This window comes from Nitrospira lenta (genome assembly GCF_900403705.1).
GTDB lineage: Bacteria > Nitrospirota > Nitrospiria > Nitrospirales > Nitrospiraceae > Nitrospira_D > Nitrospira_D lenta.
Genome location: NZ_OUNR01000018.1, coordinates 90,689 through 113,748 on the forward strand (window position 1 = coordinate 90,689; position 23,060 = coordinate 113,748).

Here is a 23,060-nt window from a genome sequence, read left to right on the forward strand (position 1 = left end):
AGTCGGTCGCTCCTGCCCGCAGAGGAGTCAGAGAGATTCCAGCTAACTTGGCTCTCGAAGGCCGTGCCGCTTCACCATGCGTTCGATCGTCTTGCGATCCACGCCGGCTTCTTGCGCGGCGTTGCTCATGTGCCAGTCATGGCGTCTCAGAAGTTCCAGGAGAAAACTGCGCTCGAACGAACGGACGACTTCCTGCTTGGCCTGCTTGTAAGACCCCGCTTCCTCCGCGCCGGACTCATCCGATCCTGCCGCACGAATACGCTCGGGGAAGTGTTCGGCCCGGATCGTGGGTCCATCGGCCAGCGCCGCCACCCGCTCAATCACATTCTGAAGTTCACGAACATTGCCCGGCCAGGTGTGCGCCGTCAAACAAGCTAAGGCCGCCGGATCGAAGGCCGGCTCGCTCCCGCGCCCCCGGAAGCGCATCAGAAATTCCTGCGCCAACACCTGCACATCGCCCTGACGTTCCCGCAACGGAGGCAGCAGGATCGGAATGACGTTGAGGCGGTAAAAGAGATCCTCGCGAAACTCTCCCTTGCGGCACGCGTCTTCCAGATCCCGGTTGGACGCCGCAATCACCCGGACATCGATATCCGCGTAGCGCGTCCCGCCCACGCGGCGGACATGGCGTTCCTGCAAGACCCGGAGCAACCGCGATTGAAGCGTCTGGCTCATGCCGCTGACTTCATCCAGAAAAACCGTGCCGCGATTGGCCGTTTCGAATAGGCCGACCTTCGCCGCATGCGCTCCGGTAAACGCCCCCTTCTCATGGCCGAAGAGTTCAGATTCGAGCAAGGAATCCGGAAGCGCCACACAATCGAGCGGCACGAAGGGCCGGCTCGCCCGGTCACTTTCATCATGAATGGCGCGCGCCACCAATTCCTTCCCCGTTCCGCTCTCACCGTAGATCAACACGTTGGCATCTGTCCGCGCGACTTTTCTGACGAGCTCCTTCACGCCGCAAATCGCCGAGCTGGTTCCCCGAATAAAATCGATGCCGCTCTTCCTGACCGCGTCGCCGGCCGAGGCCGGCCGATCGAGCCCCGCCACAGAAGGGCTGCCGGTGCGCGGCTGCCCGCGGTATTCAAAGGCTCGCTTGGCCACATCTTCCAGATTCTTGCTGGAGTAGGGCTTGAGCACATAATCCAGCGCGCCGTATCGCATGGAGTCCACGGCAGTTTGTACTGTCGCGTAGGCAGTCATCAACACCACGTTGATCTTCGGATCGACCCGTTTTGCCTCAACCAGGACACTGATTCCATCGAGCCCGGGCATGCGCAGATCCGTCAAGACCAGTTCAGGCCGCTCCTGCTGGATGCGTTGCACGGCACGAATGGGGTCGTGCTCCGTCAGACAGTCATAGCCCAAACGGCTCAAGATGCGGCGGCAGTTGTCCAGCGCATCCACTTCATCGTCAACGATCAGTATCTTGCCTGTTCCCATTCCCATCCGGCCTCCTGCTGCGACTCCGCTGCCGACACCAACGCGGGAAGAGAGACCGTCGCCACGGCCCCGCGCCGGCCGTTGTCGATTTCAAGACGTCCACGATGATCGGCCACGATGCCGTAACTGAGGAATAACCCCAGGCCGGTGCCCTGCCCTTCACCCTTCGTCGTAAAGAACGGATCGAAGATGCGTCCCAACATCTCTGCTGGAATGCCGGGGCCCGTATCGCTGATCCGTACCGCCACCAAGCCGCCCTCTTTGCCCGGCCCCCCTTCGGAATGAACCGTGACGACACCTGGAGAAACGCCGCTTTCAGCCGCATCGATCGCATTATTGATCAAGTTTAACATCACCGTTTCGATGCGGTCGCGATCGCCCATGATCGGCGGCAGACTGGGCGACAAGACTGATTCAATACTGACCCCTTTGGTCAAGGCCCTCTCCTTAGATGCATCGATACAGGCTCGGAGGACACAATTCACATCCATGGGTTTCAACACGGTGGCCGATCCTCGGGACAAGGCCAACATACTCTTCGTGATCCGCGAGATGCGATCCGCCTGAGTCCGGATCGCCACCAAGTCTCGTTGCTGCTCCTCCGACACCCCCAACTGCGCGGCCTCGGCCTCCATACACTCGATCCGGTTGAGAATGATCCCCAACGGATTATTGATTTCATGCGCGATCCCGCTGGCCACCTTGCCCAGCGTCGCCAGACGTTCGGAGAACTGCAGCTGCTTCATGTGCTCCGTGACTTCGGCGGTTTTGTCTTCGACGCGCCGGGCCAGATCGGCATTCAACGCTTCCAGTTCCCCACGCGAGGCTTTCAGCCGGTCCGCCATATGGTGAACGGCGGCGGCCAGCTCCTCAAATTCATCGCCGGTCCGTATATTCAACGGACGGTCATAGGTGCCCTGACTGATGGCCTCTACACCGGTCTGGAGAATCTGAATCGGACGGGCAATCCGCGCGGCCACATAGCGCCCCATCGCCCAGAGCAATCCCAGCATCACCAGGCCGATCGCCGCCAGGTTCCGCAGCTGATCGCGAATCGGCGCATAGCTTTCCCCCGGCTCTTGCCGCACAAAGATATGCCACGAGTTATCCGGCAACGGCAGACCGGCGACCGGCGCAAACCCGACGACCGTATCCATCGCTCCATGCCCGTCGTCTTCCGCAATGCCCCATCCCGGGTGCGACGATACGATCATCGTCATCAATTGAGCGGGAATGCGATGGGCTTGCCGGGGCAAGATAGGACAGACCAGCGGATTGCCCGCCGCATCGAAGAGCATGGCGTGGCCGGTCTGCCCGATCCGAATCTGATTGATCATCGCGAAGAGGCTGTCGAATCGATAGGACGCTTTCACCGCTCCGATGACGGTGTGCTGCCGGTCATCGAGAATCGGCACGGCAATGTCGATGGTTTCCTCGGGCGTCCTGAAGGACCCCTCGTGCGCCGGAATCAGCCCGCTGATATAGACCTGATCGACGCCGCCCGCATGAATGGCCGTCCACCAGAGCTCCTGTTTGAATGAATAGTGGTCCGGCTCTGAACTCGCCGCCACCAGAGCCCCGTGCTGATCGGCAATCAACAGACCGACGACTTTGTCTCCGTCGCGCACCTTGGTCTCCAACAGGAAGCGGGAGAGTTCGGCGTTCACCAGCCGCCCGACCCCATCCCCGCCTTTCTCCCACGCCTGCATCCGCTCCGCAATCAATGCCTGCGTCTTCTCGCGATCGACCGGATAGGATTCATTGGCGGCCTCGACCGGCTGGCGCACACGCAACGGCGCAGATCCAAGGAGCCGCACCCCTTGGACTTCGCCCTGAACCAGCATCGTGACGCGATCGGCAGCCTGGATCGCCACCGCCTGAAGATTCCCGCCGATGACATCGCGCAACGAACGCATGCCCGACACATAGGCCAACACCAGACCGATCAGCAGCGGGATACACCCCACCAGCACAATGGCCAATACAATACGTCCGCGAATGGTTCGAATTTTCATCGCGCGGTATTGTAATCACCACGCCACGGAAAACTCTAGCCCATCGAAAGCGGGCGTTCACCGCTGTCATTCGCCCGACATCGCAGTCGTTGAACTCCCCGCGTCGAACGTTTATGGTACTCCCCATCGACCACGAACAGGGGTCACGCGACGAGGCGAGAGGCCGGACATTTGCGGAGGGCAGGGTGAAGCGAACGACACCGAATAAGACCGTCACCGCTCAGGAATGCGCCGTCATTCTGCGCGCAGTCGGCGACCCCACCCGGCTCGCTATTCTTGAGTCTTTGCTGACGCAGGAAAAATGCGTGAGCGATCTCGTGACGGAACTGAACCGTCCTCAACCGTACATTTCCCATCATCTCCGCATTCTCCGACAGGCAGGCCTCATCGAGGGGCAACGTGCCGGCAAGCAAGTCTGCTATCGCATTGCGCCCCATATGCAGAGCGCGCTGAAGCAGCGTGGCAAACAGGGGCTGGACTTTGGCTGCTGCCAACTGAATTTCCCCACCGCTAGCCGATAATCAAATGGACCTCGCGCTGTTCACGCTCATGCTGGCCCTCGCATTCGCGAATGGCACGAATGACGTATCCAAAGCCATTGCCACATTGGTCGGCAGCGGAGTCACGAACTATTCGACCGCCATTCGATGGGGCACGGCCTGGACCGCGGTGGGGGCCGGCCTGTCTGCCCTCGTCGCCACGGCCATGGTCAATACCTTCAGCACCGGACTGGTGCAACCGGACCGCAGCATTCCCCTGGCGTTCGCGTTAGCCGTACTCAGCGGGGCGATGGCGTGGGTCCTCTTGGCCTCACGAACGGGACTGCCCGTCTCGACCACTCATGCGCTGACCGGGGCAATTATGGGCGCCGGCCTGATGGCGTTCGGACAGGAAGGCCTCATGTGGCCGGCCCTGGCCAAGAAAATCGCCCTCCCCCTGCTGTTGAGTCCTCTGCTGGCCTTCACCGTGGCCATCATCGTCCATCCGCTGATCCGCGCGCTGGCGAATCGGTGGGAAGGACACTGCCTCTGCCTCATGCCCGCCGCCCGCGCCCTGGTGACGATTGACGCGCAGGGGATGACTCGCACCCTGTTTCAAACGGCTGGTCCGGGACAGCCGGTGCTGGCCGTCCCGTCTCAGTGCGACCGCGCCGGACTGAAGGGACTGGTCGTCGGCCTGGATAGCATCCATTGGATCTCCAGCGGCCTGGCCTCTCTCGCGCGCGGCACCAACGATGCGCCGAAGATCGTCGCGATGCTCCTGCTGGGACAAGCCCTTGCACTGCCCGCCGATAGCCCTCTTCGGATGGCGGCCTTTGCCGGTGTCACGCTCGCGATGGGATTCGGGAGCTACTGGGGCGGACTCCGCGTCACACAGGTGCTCGCAGAGAAAGTCACCCGCATGAACCATGTCGAAGGATTGTCGGCCAACCTCACGACCTCCTCTCTGGTGATGATCTCCGCCATGCTCGGACTGCCCGTCTCCACCACCCATGTCAGCAGCTCGTCGATCATCGGCATCGGCCTCCTCAACGGCATCCAGGCCGTTCGCTGGACAACCGTGCGCGATATGGTCCTGGCCTGGATCGTCACCATCCCCGCAGCCGCCTTGCTGGCCTGCTTCGCGTATCTGCTCATCACGCACCTCTCCTAACCGGGATCCCCGACACCCTCTCGCCATCGGCTTTGCCATACATATAGACACATGTACATGTGTTTATGTATAAACGGGGCCTTCTTCAGCCGAGAAAGGAGCCTCTTCACATGCACCGCCGGAACAACCGACAGACCGCGCGCATATTCTTGGTCCTCCTCCTCCTGGTCGGGAGTCCGGTTCGCGCCGACCAACTCCCGTTCCCCGAGCCGGCCAATGAAAACGCCTATGCCGTGCCGATGGAAAACTTGCGCCTGCGCCTGTGGGCTCAGTACCGCGTGCTGTACAACGCGAGCAACATTCCCGGCGGCATCAATAACGGCAGCTTGCCGTCCGCGGGAACCGGGCCGGGGAAACTGAATTACGGAGACACGACCGGCTACGACTTCTTCCGGCAACGGATGCGGTTGGCCTTCGATATCAGACCCAAGGACGACGACCATGTCGGCGGCTATATGCAAATGGAATTTCGCGGCGGCTTCGGTGGTTCCAGCCCGGCGGCCAGCGACCCGCGCGGAGAGTCCGGGGCGAATGCCGACGGAACGCCCAACGCCTTCAACCGGCTGCAAGCCCGCGGCGTCCGATACGGCTATGTCTATTTCACACCGATTGAAAACCATACCCTCGTCGTGGGAATTCTTCCGACGCTCGACCAGGTCGGCCGCGTACTGTGGGACGGCGAATGGGATTTCTTCGTCGGCGGCGCGTCGTTGGGCGGCAAATTCGGGGAAGCCGATTACCGAGTGGGATTCTACCGCTTCGCATCGGATCTAAAGGCCGGGACGATCGGACAGGGATTCGGGAAAGACGGTGACATGTGGGTGACGGACTACAATACCCCACTCAAGCTCGGTTCGTACGACCTCAAGGTCGGCGGCCACTACTACACCATGAATCTCGGCAAGACCGAGAATATCTCGATCGGCGATACGCATGAACATTGGATCGCACTGACGGCCTCAGGGTCCTTGTTCACCACCGGCGCATGGAACAGCTACCTCATGGTGAACAGCGGCCGTATCGGCACCGGCACGACCGGGAATAACCACACCGGCTACTCCGGCAAGTTTGAAGGCACCCTGCCCATCGGCCCGGCGACGCTCAACCTCTTTGCGCTCTATTCATCCGGCGACAAGGCCGGCCAAACCAGCAATCAGTTCACCACGCCCGAAGCGATCCTCGGGACAAACGGCTATTGGGGCTACTCCCATATCTTCAACGCCAATGCGCCAGGCGACGTCAATGACTTCGGGATCAATCTAAACAACGGCGGAGCCGGACTCTGGACCGTTCAAGGACAGCTCAAATTTCCCATCATCCCCAGACTGACCGGCACTCTGGAGAGCGCGTACTTCGCCGCCGCTCGTTCGCGTGACTTCGGCACACGCGGAGCCACGACTTATATGGGTACGGAAACCGGCGGTATGCTGACTTATAACCTGGCAAAGAATCTGAATCTGGATGTCGGCTTCGCGCATGCCTTTATGGGCGACTTCCTAGCCAATCGGACGCAAGCAACCAATGTCGAACGATCCATCTATGAATTCTTCACGCGGTTTCAGTATGCGCTCTAACAGGAGGCTGAAAAAGGCCGCCAGAGGCGAGGGAACCCTTCATGCCCAGCAGAGGATGTCCCCATATAATTCGCACATACCACGTGGTTCAGCCTCCAGCTAAGACCACACCGGCGTTCGATGATGGTTGCAGAAAGGAAGGGACAAGATGAGCGATTTATCCAGACGACACTTTCTCAAGCTGGGCGCCTGCGTAGTCGGAGGCGCCTGTGCGGCAAGCGCTCTGCCCGAGACGGGACATGCGGGAGACGCAGTAGCCGCTTCCACGCTGACGACCACCTTACCCTATCCGCGCGTCAAGCTGGTCCACCTCACCGATCTGAAAGCGGGCCAGGAGTTGCGATTGTCGTATCCGGACAACGCGTCGCCCATCAGCCTGCTGAAATTCGGCAAGCCTGTGCTGACCGGCATGGGGCCGGATCAGGATATTGTCGCCTTCAGCCGGTACTGCACCCACATGGGCGGCACCCTGCAATTCAAGGCAGACACCGGAGCGTTTCATTGCCCGCTCCACTACGCCATGTTCGATGCACAAAAGGGAGGCCTCACCGTCATTGGCCAGGCAACGGATAATCTGCCGCAGGTTGAGCTGGAGATCGACGCGAAAGGCGATATCTATGCCGTCGGCATCAAGGGCCTCATCTATGGACGGCAGGCGAATGTATTGGCGTAACCGGTGATGGCCCGGAGAGGAGAACACTTATTATGAGCACGATTTCGCATGGCGAAGACCGGGTGCCGGTCCCGCCGACCGATGCCCAGCAATTCACTACCGTCTGTTCCTACTGCATCGTGGGCTGCGGGTATAACGTCTATAAATGGCCGCTCGGCACAGAAGGCGGCCCGAAGCCTCATCAAAACGCGCTGCACACAGATTTCACCAAGCAACAGCCGGAGCGAACCGGCACCTGGATTTCACCGGCCATGCACAATGTCATCACGGAACGGAATGGCCGGAAGTATAACCTTGTCGTATTGCCGGATCATGACTGTGTCGTGAACAAGGGCAACCATTCGGTCCGCGGTGGAACGCACGCGGATGTGCTGTATGCCCCGGATCGTCCCACTGCCGACCGGCTGACGACACCCCTGCTCTATCGAGGCGGCCAGCAGCTCCCGACCACCTGGGACGACGCCTTGACCCTCGGCGCGAGAATTATCAAAGCCAGCCTCGACAAGTGGGGACCGGACGCCATCGCCATGAAATTCTTCGATCACGGCGGCGGAGGCGGAGGGTTTGAAAACAACTGGGCGGTAGGGAAATTCTTCTTCACAGGAATCGGCACCCAGATGGCCTCCATCCACAATCGGCCCGCCTATAACAGCGAAGTCTTCGCCTCAGGCGACGCCGGTATTGCCGCACTTCCCTCCGCCTATCTGGATGCCGAACTCGCCGATACCATCCTGTTGATCGGCGCGAATTCCTATGAAACCCAGTCGGTGTATTTCCTCGAACATATGGTGCCGAATCTGTCCGGGGGAACGTTGGCTCAGAAAAACGCATCGCTGCCGGGCGAGCCGCATGCAGCTGGCAAGATCATCATCGTCGATCCGCGCCGGACGTCCACAGTCGCGGTGGCGGAAGCCGCGGCGGGCAAACAGAACGTCTTGCATCTGCAACTCAACAACGGGACCGATATTGCGTTGCTGAACAGCCTCTCCCGTTTGATCTATGAACAGGGATGGCACGACTCCGCGTTCATCGAGCGGCGGACGGAGAACTTTGCAGCATGCAAGGCGAAGAACCTCGCACAAGATCTCGACGAGGCCATTCGTCTGACAGGGATCTCCAGAGAACAGATGATGACCGCCGCCGAGTGGATCGCCAAACCGAAATCCCCAACACACCGGAGACGAACGCTTCTGCTCTACGAGAAGGGACTGATTTGGGGACTGAAGAACTATGAGAACGTGGCGTCGGTCGTCGATTTGGCCCTGTTGACCGGCAACCTCGGAAAACCCGGCACGGGATGCGGCCGGCTGGGCGGCCATCAAGAGGGGTACAGCCGTCCGAGCTATCCGGGCAAGCGCCCGCCGGTGAACGTGGACGAAGTTGCCATCAAAGGAGGCGCCTCCAAAGTCTTCTGGGTCGCCGGCTGCAACCCGGCGGGCGGCACGTTGAACGCACAGCAGTTTCGCCTCGCCCTCGCCCGGCGCACGGCACTGGTCAACCAGGCCTTGGATGCCGCCGGCGGTGGGACGCTCGAAGAGCGGGTACAGGCGGTCCTCGGCGCGTTGGAGCAAGGCGGTCTCTTTCTCATCGTGCAGGACATCTATCCGATCGACACCGCCCGCTATGCGCATCTCGTGCTGCCGGCGGCACAATGGGGCGAAATGAATCTGACCTCGATCAACGGAGAGCGGCGCTTGCGGCTCTACCAGAAATTTATGGATGCGCCGGGAGTCGCGGAGCCTGATTGGAAAATCATGGCGATGATGGCGCAGAAAATCCAGGCGCTCTACCAGGCAGAGGGGAACAGCGAGAAGGCCGCGCGGTTTTCCGGCTTCGACTGGCGCACGGACGAAGAGGTGTTTCGTGCCGCCGCAGCCGGCGTCAAAGGTGCGCAAGAAGATTACGGCGAGACCACCTATGCCATGCTCGCACAATTGAAAACCAACGGCGTACAGACGCCGGTCAAGGAAATCACAAACGGACTCCCCGTAGGAACCACGCGGCTGTTTGAGGATGCAGGGAAATTCACATTCATTCCGGCATCCTGGCCAGGCTTTCCTCCGCAACTGCAACAGTTGATGAGCGACGCACGGTATCCGTTCTGGGTGAACAACGGCCGATCCAATCACGGATGGCAAACGCTGTACGACGATCTGCGCAAACCCTACGTCATCGGCCGCGAACCGTTGCCGCACGTCGAAATCCATCCGCAAGATGCCGCGACACTCGAAGTTGAAAACGGAGATCTCGTTGAACTCTTCAATCCCTACGGCACGGTGACCGCGCTGGTCGTCGTGGTAGAGTCCAACCAAACTGGCCATGTGTTTATGTTGTTCGAGCATCCGAAGGGGTGGGCCAATAGCCTGACGACAGACTATGTCGACCCTGATACCACGATCCCCTATTACAAAGGCACCAAGGCCGGGATCCGGAAAATTGGAACGCTTCCTGAGCTGAAAGAACAGCTCTCCTTTATTCCAACGAATCGAACATGACGATGCGCCACCCACAGACAGCACCACCTCGGCGACTCGATACGCTATGGAAGCAGAGCTGTGCCGCTCTCGTGCTGAGTGCTTGCGTACTCAGCAGCGCCTGCGCGACCGTGGGGCCAGTCGGCCGGTCGATTTACGAAAGTCCCGATACAATCGTTCGGCTGGAACCACGCAGCAAGATCGCCTTCCTGCACGACCGCGGCCCCACCCATGCGGTGTCATTCACTCGCGAGCAAATCGAGATCCTGCTTACTTCAATTTCAGCGAGAAATAAGATCGGGCTCTTGCGCTCCTTCACCGGTGACCCAGGGACGCCCAGACTGTTCGACTCGTCAGACATTCACCTCCTGAGCGGACCGCTTCAGGAGGCATTCGCGCAAGCGAATGCCGAAGAGGCCGTCGTGTTCTACCGCGCGAAACCAGGCACGGGCGCGCGCCAGCGCGTGACCTCCGGCACCATCGTCGCACACCAAGATACGCTGCGGCTGGCCATCGCGAACTTCTGGCACCCCCTTATCACGACCGCGTCAGAGGTGGGCAGCACGGACCGGCTGCACGATATCCGTGAAACCACCGGGTATGTCCGCGACCACCCTTGGACCTCGGTCGGCGAACAGGACTTTGCCGTCTTTTTTGATGATGCTCGCTACCAAACGACCCAGCGCCAAGGCAGTCTGGTTGAATATCCCGAGCGGCGCTTGTCCATCGCTTATCAGTCTTATCTGAACGCCAATCCCGATCCGATCAGGCGGGCACAAGAAGCCCACGATGCCGTGCAGCAGGCAACGCTGGGAAAAGCGGAAAGTCTGGCGATTGCCGATCTGAAAAAGAGAATTGCCGACTTGGAGCGGGCGAATGCGGAACTCACAGCGAAGGTGCCGAAGACGGCCGCCCCCCTTGATCCGGCGCCTACGTCGACTCAGGGATCCGCCGTTCAAGCGGGCGCATCCTCGCAGTCTCAAAATCAGATTCAGGAATTCATGCAGCGGCTAGAGAAGCGCGTAGCAGAGCTGGAACAGGCACTCAAAGAAAGCGAGTCCCACAGGAAATAACCGAGTACGCCGCACGCGCTCGGCAACAAGGCTGCCGCCGCCAGGCCGCATGGAGCAGGACAACCTGCGCGCCAAGATCTACTCGTCGTGGGTTTTCTTGAGTCGCCGATCCAGGGCGAAGCGGGTCATTCCAAGATGTTTGGCCGCCAGCGTCTTGTTGTAATCGGCCAGCCGCAAGACTTCTTCCACGATCGCGCCCTCTACATCGGCCAGCGATTGCTGCCCCAGCTTCATCTCGACCCGCACGACCGGCTCCGGTCCCGGCGCCGTAGTGACGGCCACCTGCTTGCCTGCTTCGCGCAACTCCGCCGGCAAACAGCTCGGCGCAAGCGTCCGGCCCTGACAGAAGATCATGGCCCGCTCAAGAATATTCTGGAGCTCGCGGATATTTCCCGGATAGTGATAGCGCTCCAGCAGCGTGCGGGCCTCCGGGTCCAGTTCGGGCACCGGCTTCCCGAAATCCTGAGCGAACCGGACCAGCGCGCGCTGGCAGAGATCGAAGATGTCCTCCACTCGATTCCTCAACGGCGGCAGCTCGAAGGCGACCACGTTGAGCCTGAAATAGAGATCCTCGCGAAAGGCCCCGCGCCCCACTTCCTTTTTGAGATCGCGGTTCGTGGCCGTGATCAGACGGAAATCCACGCCGATATCATCGGTCCCTCCCAGGCGCCGGAAAGAGCGTTCCTGGATGACGCGCAAGAGTTTGGCCTGCATCGAAAGATCGAGATCACCGATTTCATCCAGGAACAGGGTCCCGCCTTCAGATTTTTCGAGCAGCCCGAGCTTGCGCTGATTCGCGCCGGTAAACGCGCCCCGCTCAAACCCAAACAATTCGCTCTCAAACAGCTCCTTGGGAATCGCCGTGCAGTTGACCCCGATAAACGGCGCCGACGCCCGGGCGCCGTTGTGATGAATCACGCGCGCAAAAAACTCCTTCCCCGTTCCGGTTTCACCGAGCAGCATCACCGACGATTTGGGATTCTCTGCCACTTCACGCACCTGTTCGAGCAACTGCTTCATCACGTGGCTCTGCGCGACCAGATGGCTCAATTGGTATTGACTGTCCCGATGTTCGAGCTCGGCATCCAGGCGGCGGCGAAGGCTCACGACATCCAACACGCGGGCGACCACCGGATCGATGCCCTCCAGATCGACCGACTTAATCAGAAAGTCGTACGCCCCCAGCTTCATCGCTTCCACGGCATCCTGCACCGTCCCGTACGCCGTCAGCATAATCACCATGGCGGACGGAGCCAGCTGCCGCAGACGCTTCAAGGTGTCGAGACCGTTGAGGCCGGGCATCTTCAGATCGAGCAAGATGAGATCGGGCAGCTCGTGCCGGAGCGCTTCCAGCAGCGCTTCGCCGGATTCATATCCGACGGCACGATGCCCCTGCCGAGTCAGCCGCTTGACGATCGCGGCGCGAATCGCCTGTTCATCATCCGTTACAAATACCGTTGCACGCATCGATTAGCCTTTCACCGCCTGAGCATTCTGACTCAGCGGAAGCCAAATTCTCACGGAGGTCCCTTTGCCCGGCTCACTCGTCATGTGAATATCGCCACCATGGCTTTCAATAATATTTCTGCAGATCGCCAGCCCCAATCCCGTCCCATGCCGCTTGCCCGTCGTATAGAACGGCTCGAACACGTGCGGCAGCGCCGCTGAGGAAATCCCGACGCCGGCATCTTTGACCAGCACCACGATACCCGGCCGCTCCTGGCCGGACAACTCGAACGCCGTCACGTCGATGGCCGCCCCGTCCATCGGAGACGCATCGATCGCATTGTGGATGACGTTCAAGAGCACCTGCTTGATCTGATCCCGATCGGCATGCACGCGATCGGCCAGCGGCGACAGGGCCGACTGAATAGCCAGATGCTTGGCCTGCAGCGGCACATCGAGCGTCTTGACGACTTCGGCGATCAATCCAGATAGTTCGAACAGTACCGGCGCCAGCTCTCGCGGCCGCGCATATTCGACGATTTGATTGACGATGCGGTCCAATCGTTTCGCCTCTTTCAAAATCACATCGATATCCGCCCGTCGCGAATCGCCGTCCGCGAAATCATCGAGTAGAAGCGAGGCGGTCGAGCCGATCCCGACCAGCGGATTCCTGAGCTCATGCGCGATGCCGGCCGCCACCTGCCCCAACATCGCCAGATGCTCCGCCCGGCTCAATCGGGACTGCAAATCCTCCAGCGCCGTGATATCGACGTTGAAGCCCACGTAGACTTGCGAAACGCCGTCGCCGCCGTCGATGGGCAACCGGCGGCTCAAGACTTTGCGCACACTTCCGTCCTTGTGCAAAAAGCGAAAGACGGTTTCGTACGACTGGCCTTGCGTCACCGCCTGCGAAAATTCGGACAGCACCCGATCGCGATCTTCCGGATGAATCTGCTCTCTGAAGGCATCGGGATCCACCGGATCATTGGGACCGAGGCCCGCTAATTCTTGGTTATAGCGATTGCTGAAGGTGATCTGCATGCCCTTCGTGGTAAAGATTCCAAACGGCGCATGATCGACGAGACCGCGATACTTCGCCTCCGAGGTGGCTAAATGCTCGTTCAGCTGACGAAGCGCGGCTTCGGACTTCTCCATCGCATTGAGGTGGCCGCGAATCTGGGTGCTCATGTCGTGCATGACCCGCGTGAGATCCCCGATCTCGTCCGTGCGCGCCAGCACGGCAATCGCCGGGACGAGACCCGCGGGCGAAGAACCGACCGTCGTGGCCAGGCTAAGCAGCGGAGCGGCTATCGAACGGGCAATCAGATACAAGGCGCCGACCATCAACCCGAAGGTAAAGACGCCTCCGCCCAGCACCACAAACAGCGTGGAGGTGCGATCTTGGCTCAATTGTGCCAGCTTTTCAGCGACGCTCTGCTGCTCGAACCGGTCGAAAATCCCCATTTGCCGGCGAATCTCGACCATCAGTTCCCGCCCGCGCCCCTCTTCCATATAATGAAAGGCGTCCTGTTTATGGCCGTCCTTGATCGCGTGAATCAAGGCCTCTTTCTCCGTCACCAACTGGACGACGAGCGCCTGGATATTCTTGAACCGATCCGACTGGTCGCCTGAAATGCGCCCGGCAAGATCACGGCCGATGGCATCGATCCCTTCCTGCGCGACGCGATAGGGACGCAGATACCGGTATTGCTCGGTCAGTACGTAGCCCCGGAACCCGGTCTCCAGATCGACAACCAACCGCATATACTCAGCTGCATTTTTTTGCGCCACATACAGATTATCCAGCTGCTCTTCGTCCTGCGAAAACGTCTGAATGCTCTGATAGGTCATCACGCTCAAGACAATGAGGGCGACGAGAGGAATAAACGACGCGAGCAACAGCTTGCGGTGAATCGGAAGATTGTTGAACAAGCGGGCGGCACGCTCGCGCATAGGCACTCCATGAAACTGCGTCATCCTAGGAGGGCACTCCCCACCCTGTCAAATGTCCGAATGACTCACCGTCAGCGCCCATTCAATCGCACTGTGCGAGCCGTGCGAAACCGCTCAATACCATTTCAGCACGGACCAAAGTCAGAACTATTGCGCGGTTTATGCGAAGCACACGACTGGCACCGAGGTTGCTTAACGAGATTGCTGAATTTATTCACGGCCTCCAACCCAGGCGATCAACCGGCGGCACCATGGAATCCTAAAGGAGAATCCGCAATGGACTACGTCAAACCTCTCGGCGTTGTAGAAAGCATGCTGGCCGGCGGTACCACCAAGCTGAACGTGCCCCCGCGGCATCTGGTCATTCGAGGGATGCTGGCCGGCGCGTACCTGGGAATCGCGACCAGCATGGCCGTCACGGTCGCCGTCGAGACCGGGTCCTGGATTGCCGGCAGCCTCCTGTTTCCCTTCGGACTGGCGTTGGCCATCCTCCTGGGAACGGAAATCATCACCGGCAGCTTCGCGCTGCTGCCCTGCATCGCCGTCGCGAGCCGCGGGCAGGTCAGCATGAGTCGCGTACTGGCCAATTGGGGATGGGTCTTTCTCGGCAATCTCTTAGGGTCGATGCTGTATGCCCTCCTGTTCGCACTCTGCATTACGACGGCATGGGACAATATCGTCCCTCCGGTCGGCGCCAAACTGATCGCGATTGCCGAAGCCAAAACGAACTACTATGCCGCCCACGGCTCCGCCGGCATGCTCACGGTCTTTACCAAAGCCATCCTCTGCAATTGGATGGTGAGCTTGGCCGTCGTCGCGTCCTACGCCTCGAACTCCTTTAGCGGGAAATTACTTGCCATCTGGGGACCGACCGTGCTCTTCTTCTCTCAGGGATTTGAACATGCGGTCGTCAATATGTTCGTGATCCCGGTCGGTATGCTGCTCGGCGCCAACGTCACGGTCTCCACCTGGTGGCTCTGGAATCAAATCCCGGTGACATTAGGCAATCTGGTCGGCGGCATGCTCTTCACTGGAATGGCCATCTATCTGACGCATCGGACACCCGCACCGGCAGTGAACCTGCCCGTCTCAACAGTCCAACCGCCCCCGGCCCAGGCCCAGCACAGCTATTCTCCGTCTTTTTAAGAGAGTGAAGGCAGCGCGGAATGACAACGGTGTTTCTCAGACGATTGCGGGGCTGGCGGTTTGTGCTCTTCAATGCCATCCTCGGCCTGGCGCACATCGTGGTGTTGTTCAATGCCGGTTCGTATATCGCGCTGCTGCCGCACGTCTCCGGCGACCTCGGCGGCGTCCTGCCGAGTTTTCTCACCTGGGCGCAAACCGACTTCATGGTCGGGCTGGCGCTGGGCTTTCCTCTGGCGCGCTATCTCTCCGGCCGCATCGGCGACTATCGCCTGCTGATCAGCGCATTCCTCGTCTATAGCTGCGCCTCGTACCTCTGCGGCGCCAGCGAAACCCTCTCGCAATTTCTCCCGGCCCGAATCGCGCAGGGCATCGCCGGCGGCATCACATTGCCGATCGCCCAAGCGATGCTGCTGAACGAGTACCCGAAGCGGTCGAAAGCGCTGGCCCTGAGCGTCTGGGGATTGTTCAGCATCACTCCCTTCACCATTGGGATGCCGGTCGGCGGGTACCTCGTCTATCTATTCGGCTGGCGCTCACTGTTCTATTTGGATTTTGTGCTGACGATGATCGTGGTCGGAACGCTGGCGGCGCTCCTCCACGGACGGGGGTTCCGCCGGCGATACGGGCGGTTCGACCTCGTGGGATTTTTGCTGCTCCTGCTCCTGCTTCTGGGTCTCCAGACCTTCCTCAACATGGGCAACGATTTCGATTGGATGGACTCTCCCCTCCTCCAAGCGATCGCGATCGTCCTGGCGGTCGCGCTTCCCTGTTTTGTGATATGGGAACTCGGCGAGCGGCACCCCACCCTGGACCTCCGGCTGTTTCGACACCGGAACTTTTTCATCGGCGTCACCTGCCTGACCGTTGGATTCTTTTCCGTTCAGGGACTGCTCTCGCTCCTGATTGTGCAAATCCAGCTGATCCTGGGCTATTCGTCTGAATTGGCCGGCTTGGCGCTGCTCCCCCTGGTGCTCTTCGGCGCCCCCGCTATTGCGGTCATGCACATCCTCTGCAAATACGTCGATGCGCGCTGGCTGATCTGTTTCAACAGTCTCGGATTTGCCGCCACGTTTTACTGGATGGGCCTGTACGACGACCCACACTCCTTTGACCAACTCTTCTGGCCCATGGTCGTCGAAGGCATCTTTCTGGGATCGTTCTTTACCCCGTTGACCGTGTTGATTCTGCACGGCTTGTCCGGCCCTCTGATTCTCCGCGCGGCCGAGGTCGCCAATCTGTTGCGCGTCACAGCCGGGGCCTTCGGCATCACATTCCAAAGCATCATCCTCTTTCGACGCGCGCACTTCCATCAACTCAATCTGGCCGACCATTTCGGCGGGCGGCTGTCGATCTCGTACGATCCGCTGGGACAGTTGATGACCAAACTCATCGAGGCGGGAGTCGCGCCGGCGCAAGTGAATGCCACGCTCGGCACCATGATCAAACAAGAGGCGGCGATCTTGAGTCTGAACGATGCCTTTCTGGTGGCCAGCGGCCTGTTCCTCGGCATCGCCGCGCTGGTCTGGTTCGCGCATCCGACCCACAGGCCGCTCCCGCTGACTCCAGCAGAAGAGTTGCGAGAACTCCGTGCGGAAGAATTGATCGAGGAGATGCCATGACCTTCCCTGGCATTGCAACCTCGCGACTACGGACCGGCCTCGGCATCGCCGGTGCGCTGCTCTTCGGCAGTTGCGCCTGGATTCCGCCGGGGAATCCTCCCGCTGAGTTGCTTGAGCCGCCGGAAATGCGCGAGACCCTGGCTGAAGTCGAGAGCCGGCTGCAGCAATGGCCGGAAGATCGCTGGTGGACGCAATTCAGCAATCAGGAATTGAACGACCTGATCGACAGCGCCCTCAAAGATAACCCCGGCCTCAAGCGCGCGTCCGCGCGGTTGCGAGAAGCGGAAGCCCTGGTGAAAGTGGAAGGCGCGCGGCTGCTGCCGTTTCTGGAGGCCGATGCCTCGCTGACCCATGAGCGCATTTCGCAACATGGCGTGTTTGCGGTGCTGAATCCGAAAGTGGCGGGAGACAAGATTCTGCTGGGCATCGTCAACCCGCTGAGCTTTCGGTACGAATTCGATTTCTGGGGGAAGAACCGGGCCACGGTCGAAGCGGCCCTAGGACAGGCAGCTGCGGAAGAAGCGGAAAAGGCCGACGTGCGCCTGCGGCTGACCGCCGCCATGGCGCGATCCTATTTCAAAGGACAAGCATTACAGCAGCAGCTCGACATCGTGAAAACCTTGGTTGCCATCCGCCGGGATCTCAAGACACTCGCGGAAACCCGATTCCGTCTCGGCCTGGATAACGAACAGCCGGTAAAAATCGCCGTCGCGGATTATGAAGCGGCCTTCAAGCGGCAAGCGGGGCTCCGCGATCAACTCGACGTCCAGCGCCATGTGCTGGCGCGGCTGGCCGGCCAAGGCCCGGATTATTCGCTCCACTTGTTCGCGAAACCGGCCGTCGTGATTCCCGAACAGATTACCGCCCCCGACCATCTATCCATCGGACTGTTGGTCCGCCGTCCTGATCTGGCCGCGGCCCTCTACCGGGCCGATGCCGCCGCCCGGTTGGTCAAGGTCGCGAAGACCCAATTTTACCCCACGATCGATCTCACCGCGTTCGTCGGATTCAATGCGCTGACGCTGATGAAACACGCCGATAAATTGTCCAACCTGTTATTCAGCGGTCAAAGCAACTCCTATGGCTTCGCGCCGGGACTGCGCATGCCCTGGTTCGAGGGCGGCCGGCTGCGTGGTGAACTGGCCGCGCAACGGGCGGAATATGACTCGGCCGTGGAGCTTTATAATGAAACGCTGCTCGATGCGATGCGCGATGTGGCGGACAGCCTCAGTGCCTGGCAATCGACGCGCGAGATGATTGAATCGCACAAGCGCCTGATGGCCTCCCTCGGTGAAGACGTGCAGTTGGCGAAAGTGCGGCTCATCACCGGCCTGGACGACGACCGCGAGGTCTTGCGGCACCGCCAGCCCGTGCTGGAACAGGAGTATGCCCTGCGCGCGCTGGAAAGCGACCAACTGGTGGCGGCCGTCGACCTCATCGAAGCGCTGGGCGGGGGCTATAAGAATCAGGACATCGAAAAGAGACCACACCATAACCCGAGTGCACAATGACGACCACACCGACTCCACCCACGCCTTCACCGGCACCGGCACCGACTTCGTTCCGAATCCATCCCAAAGCCATCCGCGCCCGCCGGAACCGCCGGCTGCTAATCGTGGCCGCGCTCGTGCTGATCGCCTCCATCGTCTACCTCAACTACTGGTGGACGCACGACCGGTTCTGGGTCCGCACCGACAACGCCTACGTGACCGGGAACCTCGTCCCGGTGGCGGCGCAGGCCTCCGGGATTGTCACGCAGGTCCTGGCCGAAGAAACGCAATTCGTCAATCGAGGCGACTTGATGATCCGCCTCGACGAACATCAGGCCTACGCGGCATTAGGACGCGCGCGCGGGCACCTCGGCGAAGAAGTCCGGCGCATTGCAGCGCTGTTCATGACCAGAAAACAGCTGGCGGAACAATTGACCTCGCGGTCCGCCCGCCTGAATCTGGCACTCCACGATCTGGCACGCTATCGGACCGCGGCGGCGAGCGGCGCCGTGTCTAAGCAAATTCTCCAAAATACGTCCGACAAAATTCTGTCGCTGGAAGCGGATGTGCGGGAAACGAAGGCCGAGCTCGATACGCTCGATGCGCGGGTGGGCGGCACCACCGTCATCGCGCACCCAGCCGTCGAGCTGGCGAAACACCAGCTCATCGAAGCCTATCTGGAATACACCCGCCAACAGATCAAAGCCCCGGTCTCCGGCTATGTGGCGAAGCGGAAAGCCCAGGTGGGCGATCGCGTGCATCCCGGCTCACCGCTGATGACCATCGTGCCGCTGGATCATTTGTGGGTTGAGGCGAATCTGCGTGAAACCGAGATGCAACACATTCGCCCCGGGCAGACGGCGTTGGTCAACGTCGGCCTGTATGGATCGCAATATACGTTTCACGGCACCGTCGAAGGCCTCGTGCCCGGCAGCGGGAGCGCCTTCGCCCTGTTGCCGCCGGACAATGCCACGGGAAACTTCATCCATATCGTTGAACGCGTGCCGGTCCGCATTGCGTTGCAGGAACAGGAAATTCGCGAGCATCCGGTCAGACCCGGTCTGTCCACCGTCACATCGATCAACATCGGGGAACCTGGTCAATCCGTATGGTCGTCTTCCGCCGCGCCTTCGACGGCGGAATATGCCACCGATGTCTATGCCGACGAACTGCCCACGGCGGAGGCCATGGCGAAAGAGGTCATGGCCAGCAATCTGGCTGTCGCACACAACGGCGAATTGGACGAGCTCCAACTGGTACGCGAAGGGGGCGAAGTCAGACAGACCGATCTGGAGCAAGGCACCTGGCGAAAATCCGAAAAGGCCGCGACGCCTCTCGATGTACCCGTACGGTCCGAACGCAGCGATCACACGCCCCGCTCTTACGTTCCGCGGCACAGTCCCGATATGGGGAACACGTCACCTCCACTGACGCCCTCCATCGGTCCAGGTTCCGGCTCACTGGGACCGGAGGGAGGGCGCAGCCCCTCCCGACTCCGCCTGGGCTCCGATCAGGATCGCGGGAAATAATCTTTCGATTGCAGAAGGCACTCACGCGCAACGGGATTCAAGTTCCCATTTCACGATCCCTGCCTCACGATCAGATCCACCCAGACTTGCGCCATCCAGCCTGCGCTGAGACCTGAACGGCGTAGCGATTACCGGCATCCGGTCAAGGAACCGGCGGCTTGGTCAGATCATTGTATATCCGGTTATTGCCTACATGGACATCGATACCGCCCGCAGGCGCCGGCTTGTCGAGATTCGTATATTGGAAAGTCTCGAACGGCTGGATTTGCTCGTCAGTCGGCAACTGATTCCGGTTCCAGCCTCCGCCGAGCGCACGGATCAGCGCCACCGACGCTCTCAGAAGTTCGACCTTGATCTGTACCGATTCGATCCGCGCCGTGAGTGTAACCTCCTGCGCATAAATCAGTTCCAGGCTGGAGGCCAGCCCGCCCTGATACAGCTCCATGGTCAGACTTTGCGTCTTCATCGTCGCTCCGACCGCCGCCTCTTGCCGGTTGACGGCAAGGTTCAGCTGATTGGTCAGACTCAAATTATTTTCGACTTCGCGGAAGGCGTTGAGCACGATCGCCCGGTATCGATCTTCTGTTTCGCGGTAGGCCGACCAGGCCTGCTGCAATTGAGCGCGTCGGTAGCCTCCCTGAAACATCGGCACCGATACCGTCGCGCCATAGGACCATAAACTGTTGGCGAGCTGGACAAGATTGAAACCGCCGTCCTCAAAGCCGCCTCCGATCCGGAAATTCACGTTCGGATAAAAAGCGGAACGGGCAATGCCGATGGCCCGGTTCGCTTGCGCCATCTGGCGCTCCATTGCAGCGACATCCGGCCGGCGCTCCAGCAAGGTCGACGGCATAGTCTGCGGAATCGTGATCCGCGTCACACGAAGCTGATCGACCGGTTTGATCGTGAACCCGGCCGGCGCCATGTTGACGAGGGTGGCAATCGACTGTTCCGTCACTTGGCGTTGTCCTTGAACCTGGGCCAGTTTCGTCTCAGTGCTGTATAGGAGCGATTCGACGCGAGCCACGTCGAGAGCCGAGGCAATCGCCCCGGCAAACTGCGCCTTCACGATGGCGAGGGACCGTCGATAGAGATCGATCGATTGGGTATAGGTCGCGATCTCGGCGTCGTAGCCGCGTAGCGAAAAATAGTTGGCCGCGATCTCCGCCTGCAGACTGAGACGCGCGAGGCCATAGTCGGCGGCCCGCTGTTCCGCGCGATACGTTTCCACGCGCGTCGCATTGCGGATCGCCGACCAAAAATCTGGCTCCCAAGAGGCCAGCCCTCCAAGGTTCACGGAGGGGTCCTGGAGCGGACTATCGGGAGCGCGAAACAGGGTATTCTCTGACTGCCTGTTATTCGAGGCACCGAACCCCAGTCCGATCTGCGGCATTCGGCGCGACCGGACTTTCATCATTTCATCGCGCGCCTGGATAAACCGTTCCGCCGTGGCCTGGAGATCCGCATTCGCCGCCATCGCCTGCTCTTCGAGCTGGTTCAGGAGCGGATCCTCGTAGAGGGTCCACCAATCCGGACGCATCGCGCCATCCGACGGATTCGCCTCGACGAAGGGACTGGCCCCATGCCACGAGGCAGGGACGACAAATTCAGCCGGTTGATAGGGCGGGGCCAGATCGACATGCGGCACATCGCTACAGGCCGATGCCGTGAGCGCCAGCACGGCCATCGCACTGCGCCGGACCCCGGCGAGGAGAAAGCCTGGCGCGTGGGATCCTGTGCGGACACGCTCGCTCAGCATGTGATCGAGGCCGTCATTGTGCGTGGCCTTCCTTTGAGGCCGGCGTATCTGGCGTCACGAGATCATACCCGGGCGCCGGCGTCACGATGCGCACGATATCGCCTTCCAACAACGCGGCGCTGGGGTTATTGATAATGCGTTCGCTCTCAGAGACTCCGTCGATCAGCTCGATAGCACTGTCGAGAATGCGCCCGACGGTAATCGGGATAAAATGCACGCGGCCGTCCACCGCCACCACCGCCACTTGCGCCCCGTGCTCTTGGAAGACCATGGCGGTCGAGGGAATGGTGAACAGGCGTTTTTCTACGGGCGCCGTGAGATGGACAGTGGCGTAGGAGCCCGGCCACAGCGCTCGGTCCTCGTTCTCGATCGTGAATTCCGTGACGGCGGTGCGCGTGCTCACATCGAATCCTCGGGCAACGGTCAGGAACTTGGCGGTGAAATGGCGATTCGGCAATTGCGGCACCGTCACGTCGGCCGTCAGACCCGGTTGGAGAAAGGGCCCGAACATTTCCGGCACATTGACGAACAGACGCATCATGCTGACGTCGGCCACGGTAAACAGGTTGCTGATGGTCCCGGAGGTGCTGATCGTACCGTCTTTATTGACGTAGTCGCCGACATTGATATTGCGGACAGTGACCACGCCGTCGTAGGGCGCGACGATGGTCTTGAACTGAATCATCGCTTCGAAGTTCTTGACGTTTTGTTCCGCCGCCTTGACCTTGGCCGCCTGGGCTTTCGCCTCGGCCACTTGCACCGAGATGGCCTGCTCAGAGAGGGCATGATTGGTGCGCATGGCCAGGTAGCGTTTGGCCGTCAGCTCGGCCAGCGCATTCTTGGCCCGTTCCGACTCCAAGTCCGCCTTGGCTTGCGCATATTGCGCGTCGAGAGACGGCGCGTTGATTTCGGCGAGCACATCGCCTTTCTTGGCCTGCGCGCCGTAGTCCTTGTACCACATCTTCACGTAGCCCGAGACCTGCGCATAGATCGGCGCCTCATACCACGCTTGGATATTGCCGGGGAGCGTAATCGTCTCGTTCGACGGCAACGGCGTGGCATGGATGACGGCCACGGTCGGAACGGCGCGCTCGAGCGTGGCCTCACGCAGCGCCACCGCGTCGAGCCGGCTTTCATATACTCGATATCCGACATAGCTCAGACATAAAACAAGTGCCGCGATCGCAAGGCCTTTCCCGCGCAGGACATTCAT

General features: G+C 60.4%; 16 protein-coding genes. 10 read left to right on the top strand and 6 right to left on the bottom strand.

What is annotated here, in order from left to right; translation table 11 throughout:
* Positions 1 to 42 precede the first annotated feature (42 nt).
* Together NITLEN_RS14075 and NITLEN_RS14080 are read right to left on the bottom strand one after the other, a co-directional pair.
* On the bottom strand, positions 43 to 1,449 hold the full coding sequence (locus NITLEN_RS14075; protein WP_219999460.1) for a sigma-54-dependent transcriptional regulator: 1,407 nt from the start codon (positions 1,447 to 1,449) through the stop codon (positions 43 to 45).
* Entirely contained in the window at positions 1,422 to 3,458 is a 2,037-nt protein-coding gene (locus NITLEN_RS14080) for a sensor histidine kinase (protein ID WP_121990270.1), read from the bottom strand. Before NITLEN_RS14080 ends, NITLEN_RS14075 begins: the two co-directional genes overlap by 28 nt.
* A gap of 185 nt (positions 3,459 to 3,643) precedes the next feature.
* On the opposite strand from NITLEN_RS14080, the gene NITLEN_RS14085 reads away from it, so the two are divergent.
* The 6 genes from NITLEN_RS14085 to NITLEN_RS14110 all read left to right on the top strand — a co-directional run bounded on the left by NITLEN_RS14085 (position 3,644) and on the right by NITLEN_RS14110 (position 10,905).
* Positions 3,644 to 3,979, top strand: a complete 336-nt coding sequence (locus tag NITLEN_RS14085; RefSeq protein WP_181416876.1) for an ArsR/SmtB family transcription factor — start codon at positions 3,644 to 3,646, stop codon at positions 3,977 to 3,979.
* A 4-nt stretch (positions 3,980 to 3,983) separates the two neighbouring features.
* A complete protein-coding gene (locus NITLEN_RS14090; protein ID WP_121990272.1) occupies positions 3,984 to 5,111 on the top strand; it encodes an inorganic phosphate transporter in 1,128 nt (375 codons plus the stop codon).
* Positions 5,112 to 5,221: 110 nt separating this feature from the next.
* Positions 5,222 to 6,685 carry a hypothetical protein gene (locus NITLEN_RS14095; protein ID WP_121990273.1) on the top strand — a complete coding sequence of 488 codons (1,464 nt, stop codon included), beginning with the start codon at positions 5,222 to 5,224 and terminating at the stop codon, positions 6,683 to 6,685.
* 148 nt (positions 6,686 to 6,833) lie between these two features.
* Positions 6,834 to 7,358, top strand: a complete 525-nt coding sequence (locus tag NITLEN_RS14100) for an arsenate reductase (azurin) small subunit (protein WP_121990274.1) — start codon at positions 6,834 to 6,836, stop codon at positions 7,356 to 7,358.
* A gap of 32 nt (positions 7,359 to 7,390) precedes the next feature.
* Positions 7,391 to 9,853: an arsenate reductase (azurin) large subunit gene (locus NITLEN_RS14105; protein ID WP_121990275.1), complete on the top strand. Its 2,463-nt coding sequence runs from the start codon at positions 7,391 to 7,393 to the stop codon at positions 9,851 to 9,853.
* Positions 9,850 to 10,905 carry a hypothetical protein gene (locus NITLEN_RS14110; RefSeq protein ID WP_121990276.1) on the top strand — a complete coding sequence of 352 codons (1,056 nt, stop codon included), beginning with the start codon at positions 9,850 to 9,852 and terminating at the stop codon, positions 10,903 to 10,905. Before NITLEN_RS14105 ends, NITLEN_RS14110 begins: the two co-directional genes overlap by 4 nt.
* 78 nt (positions 10,906 to 10,983) lie before the next feature.
* Here the strand turns inward: NITLEN_RS14110 and NITLEN_RS14115 are convergent, their stop codons facing one another.
* On the bottom strand, positions 10,984 to 12,372 hold the full coding sequence (locus NITLEN_RS14115) for a sigma-54-dependent transcriptional regulator (RefSeq protein ID WP_121990277.1): 1,389 nt from the start codon (positions 12,370 to 12,372) through the stop codon (positions 10,984 to 10,986).
* A gap of 3 nt (positions 12,373 to 12,375) precedes the next feature.
* Complete coding sequence (locus NITLEN_RS14120; RefSeq protein WP_121990278.1) at positions 12,376 to 14,304, bottom strand: ATP-binding protein; 1,929 nt, start codon at positions 14,302 to 14,304, stop codon at positions 12,376 to 12,378.
* 276 nt (positions 14,305 to 14,580) lie between these two features.
* Here NITLEN_RS14120 and NITLEN_RS14125 point away from each other — a divergent pair, with 276 nt between their 5' ends.
* From NITLEN_RS14125 to NITLEN_RS14140, 4 genes are read left to right on the top strand one after another with little or no spacing between them, the layout of a single operon-like run.
* Positions 14,581 to 15,450, top strand: coding sequence for a formate/nitrite transporter family protein (locus NITLEN_RS14125; protein ID WP_121990279.1), 870 nt, complete (start codon positions 14,581 to 14,583; stop codon positions 15,448 to 15,450).
* A gap of 20 nt (positions 15,451 to 15,470) precedes the next feature.
* On the top strand, positions 15,471 to 17,069 hold the full coding sequence (locus NITLEN_RS14130; RefSeq protein ID WP_121990280.1) for a DHA2 family efflux MFS transporter permease subunit: 1,599 nt from the start codon (positions 15,471 to 15,473) through the stop codon (positions 17,067 to 17,069).
* On the top strand, positions 17,066 to 18,580 hold the full coding sequence (locus NITLEN_RS14135; protein ID WP_121990281.1) for an efflux transporter outer membrane subunit: 1,515 nt from the start codon (positions 17,066 to 17,068) through the stop codon (positions 18,578 to 18,580). Before NITLEN_RS14130 ends, NITLEN_RS14135 begins: the two co-directional genes overlap by 4 nt.
* Positions 18,577 to 20,088 carry an HlyD family secretion protein gene (locus tag NITLEN_RS14140; protein WP_121990282.1) on the top strand — a complete coding sequence of 504 codons (1,512 nt, stop codon included), beginning with the start codon at positions 18,577 to 18,579 and terminating at the stop codon, positions 20,086 to 20,088. The genes NITLEN_RS14135 and NITLEN_RS14140 overlap by 4 nt, the downstream gene beginning before the upstream one ends.
* Before the next feature lie 142 nt (positions 20,089 to 20,230).
* Here NITLEN_RS14140 and NITLEN_RS14145 read toward each other — a convergent pair whose 3' ends face one another.
* Complete coding sequence (locus NITLEN_RS14145) at positions 20,231 to 21,847, bottom strand: efflux transporter outer membrane subunit (protein ID WP_121990283.1); 1,617 nt, start codon at positions 21,845 to 21,847, stop codon at positions 20,231 to 20,233.
* A gap of 13 nt (positions 21,848 to 21,860) precedes the next feature.
* Positions 21,861 to 23,060, bottom strand: coding sequence for an efflux RND transporter periplasmic adaptor subunit (locus NITLEN_RS14150; RefSeq protein ID WP_121990284.1), 1,200 nt, complete (start codon positions 23,058 to 23,060; stop codon positions 21,861 to 21,863).

Bases quoted from the DNA above. Each gene is read 5' to 3' on its own strand.
- NITLEN_RS14075 (WP_219999460.1), bottom strand. From the start codon at position 1,449: ATGGGAATGGGAACAGGCAAGATACTGATCGTTGACGATGAAGTGGAT.
- NITLEN_RS14080 (WP_121990270.1), bottom strand. From the start codon at position 3,458: ATGAAAATTCGAACCATTCGCGGACGTATTGTATTGGCCATTGTGCTG.
- NITLEN_RS14090 (WP_121990272.1), top strand. From the start codon at position 3,984: ATGGACCTCGCGCTGTTCACGCTCATGCTGGCCCTCGCATTCGCGAAT.
- NITLEN_RS14095 (WP_121990273.1), top strand. From the start codon at position 5,222: ATGCACCGCCGGAACAACCGACAGACCGCGCGCATATTCTTGGTCCTC.
- NITLEN_RS14100 (WP_121990274.1), top strand. From the start codon at position 6,834: ATGAGCGATTTATCCAGACGACACTTTCTCAAGCTGGGCGCCTGCGTA.
- NITLEN_RS14105 (WP_121990275.1), top strand. From the start codon at position 7,391: ATGAGCACGATTTCGCATGGCGAAGACCGGGTGCCGGTCCCGCCGACC.
- NITLEN_RS14110 (WP_121990276.1), top strand. From the start codon at position 9,850: ATGACGATGCGCCACCCACAGACAGCACCACCTCGGCGACTCGATACG.
- NITLEN_RS14115 (WP_121990277.1), bottom strand. From the start codon at position 12,372: ATGCGTGCAACGGTATTTGTAACGGATGATGAACAGGCGATTCGCGCC.
- NITLEN_RS14120 (WP_121990278.1), bottom strand. From the start codon at position 14,304: ATGCGCGAGCGTGCCGCCCGCTTGTTCAACAATCTTCCGATTCACCGC.
- NITLEN_RS14125 (WP_121990279.1), top strand. From the start codon at position 14,581: ATGGACTACGTCAAACCTCTCGGCGTTGTAGAAAGCATGCTGGCCGGC.
- NITLEN_RS14130 (WP_121990280.1), top strand. From the start codon at position 15,471: ATGACAACGGTGTTTCTCAGACGATTGCGGGGCTGGCGGTTTGTGCTC.
- NITLEN_RS14135 (WP_121990281.1), top strand. From the start codon at position 17,066: ATGACCTTCCCTGGCATTGCAACCTCGCGACTACGGACCGGCCTCGGC.
- NITLEN_RS14140 (WP_121990282.1), top strand. From the start codon at position 18,577: ATGACGACCACACCGACTCCACCCACGCCTTCACCGGCACCGGCACCG.
- NITLEN_RS14145 (WP_121990283.1), bottom strand. From the start codon at position 21,847: ATGCTGAGCGAGCGTGTCCGCACAGGATCCCACGCGCCAGGCTTTCTC.
- NITLEN_RS14150 (WP_121990284.1), bottom strand. From the start codon at position 23,060: ATGAATGTCCTGCGCGGGAAAGGCCTTGCGATCGCGGCACTTGTTTTA.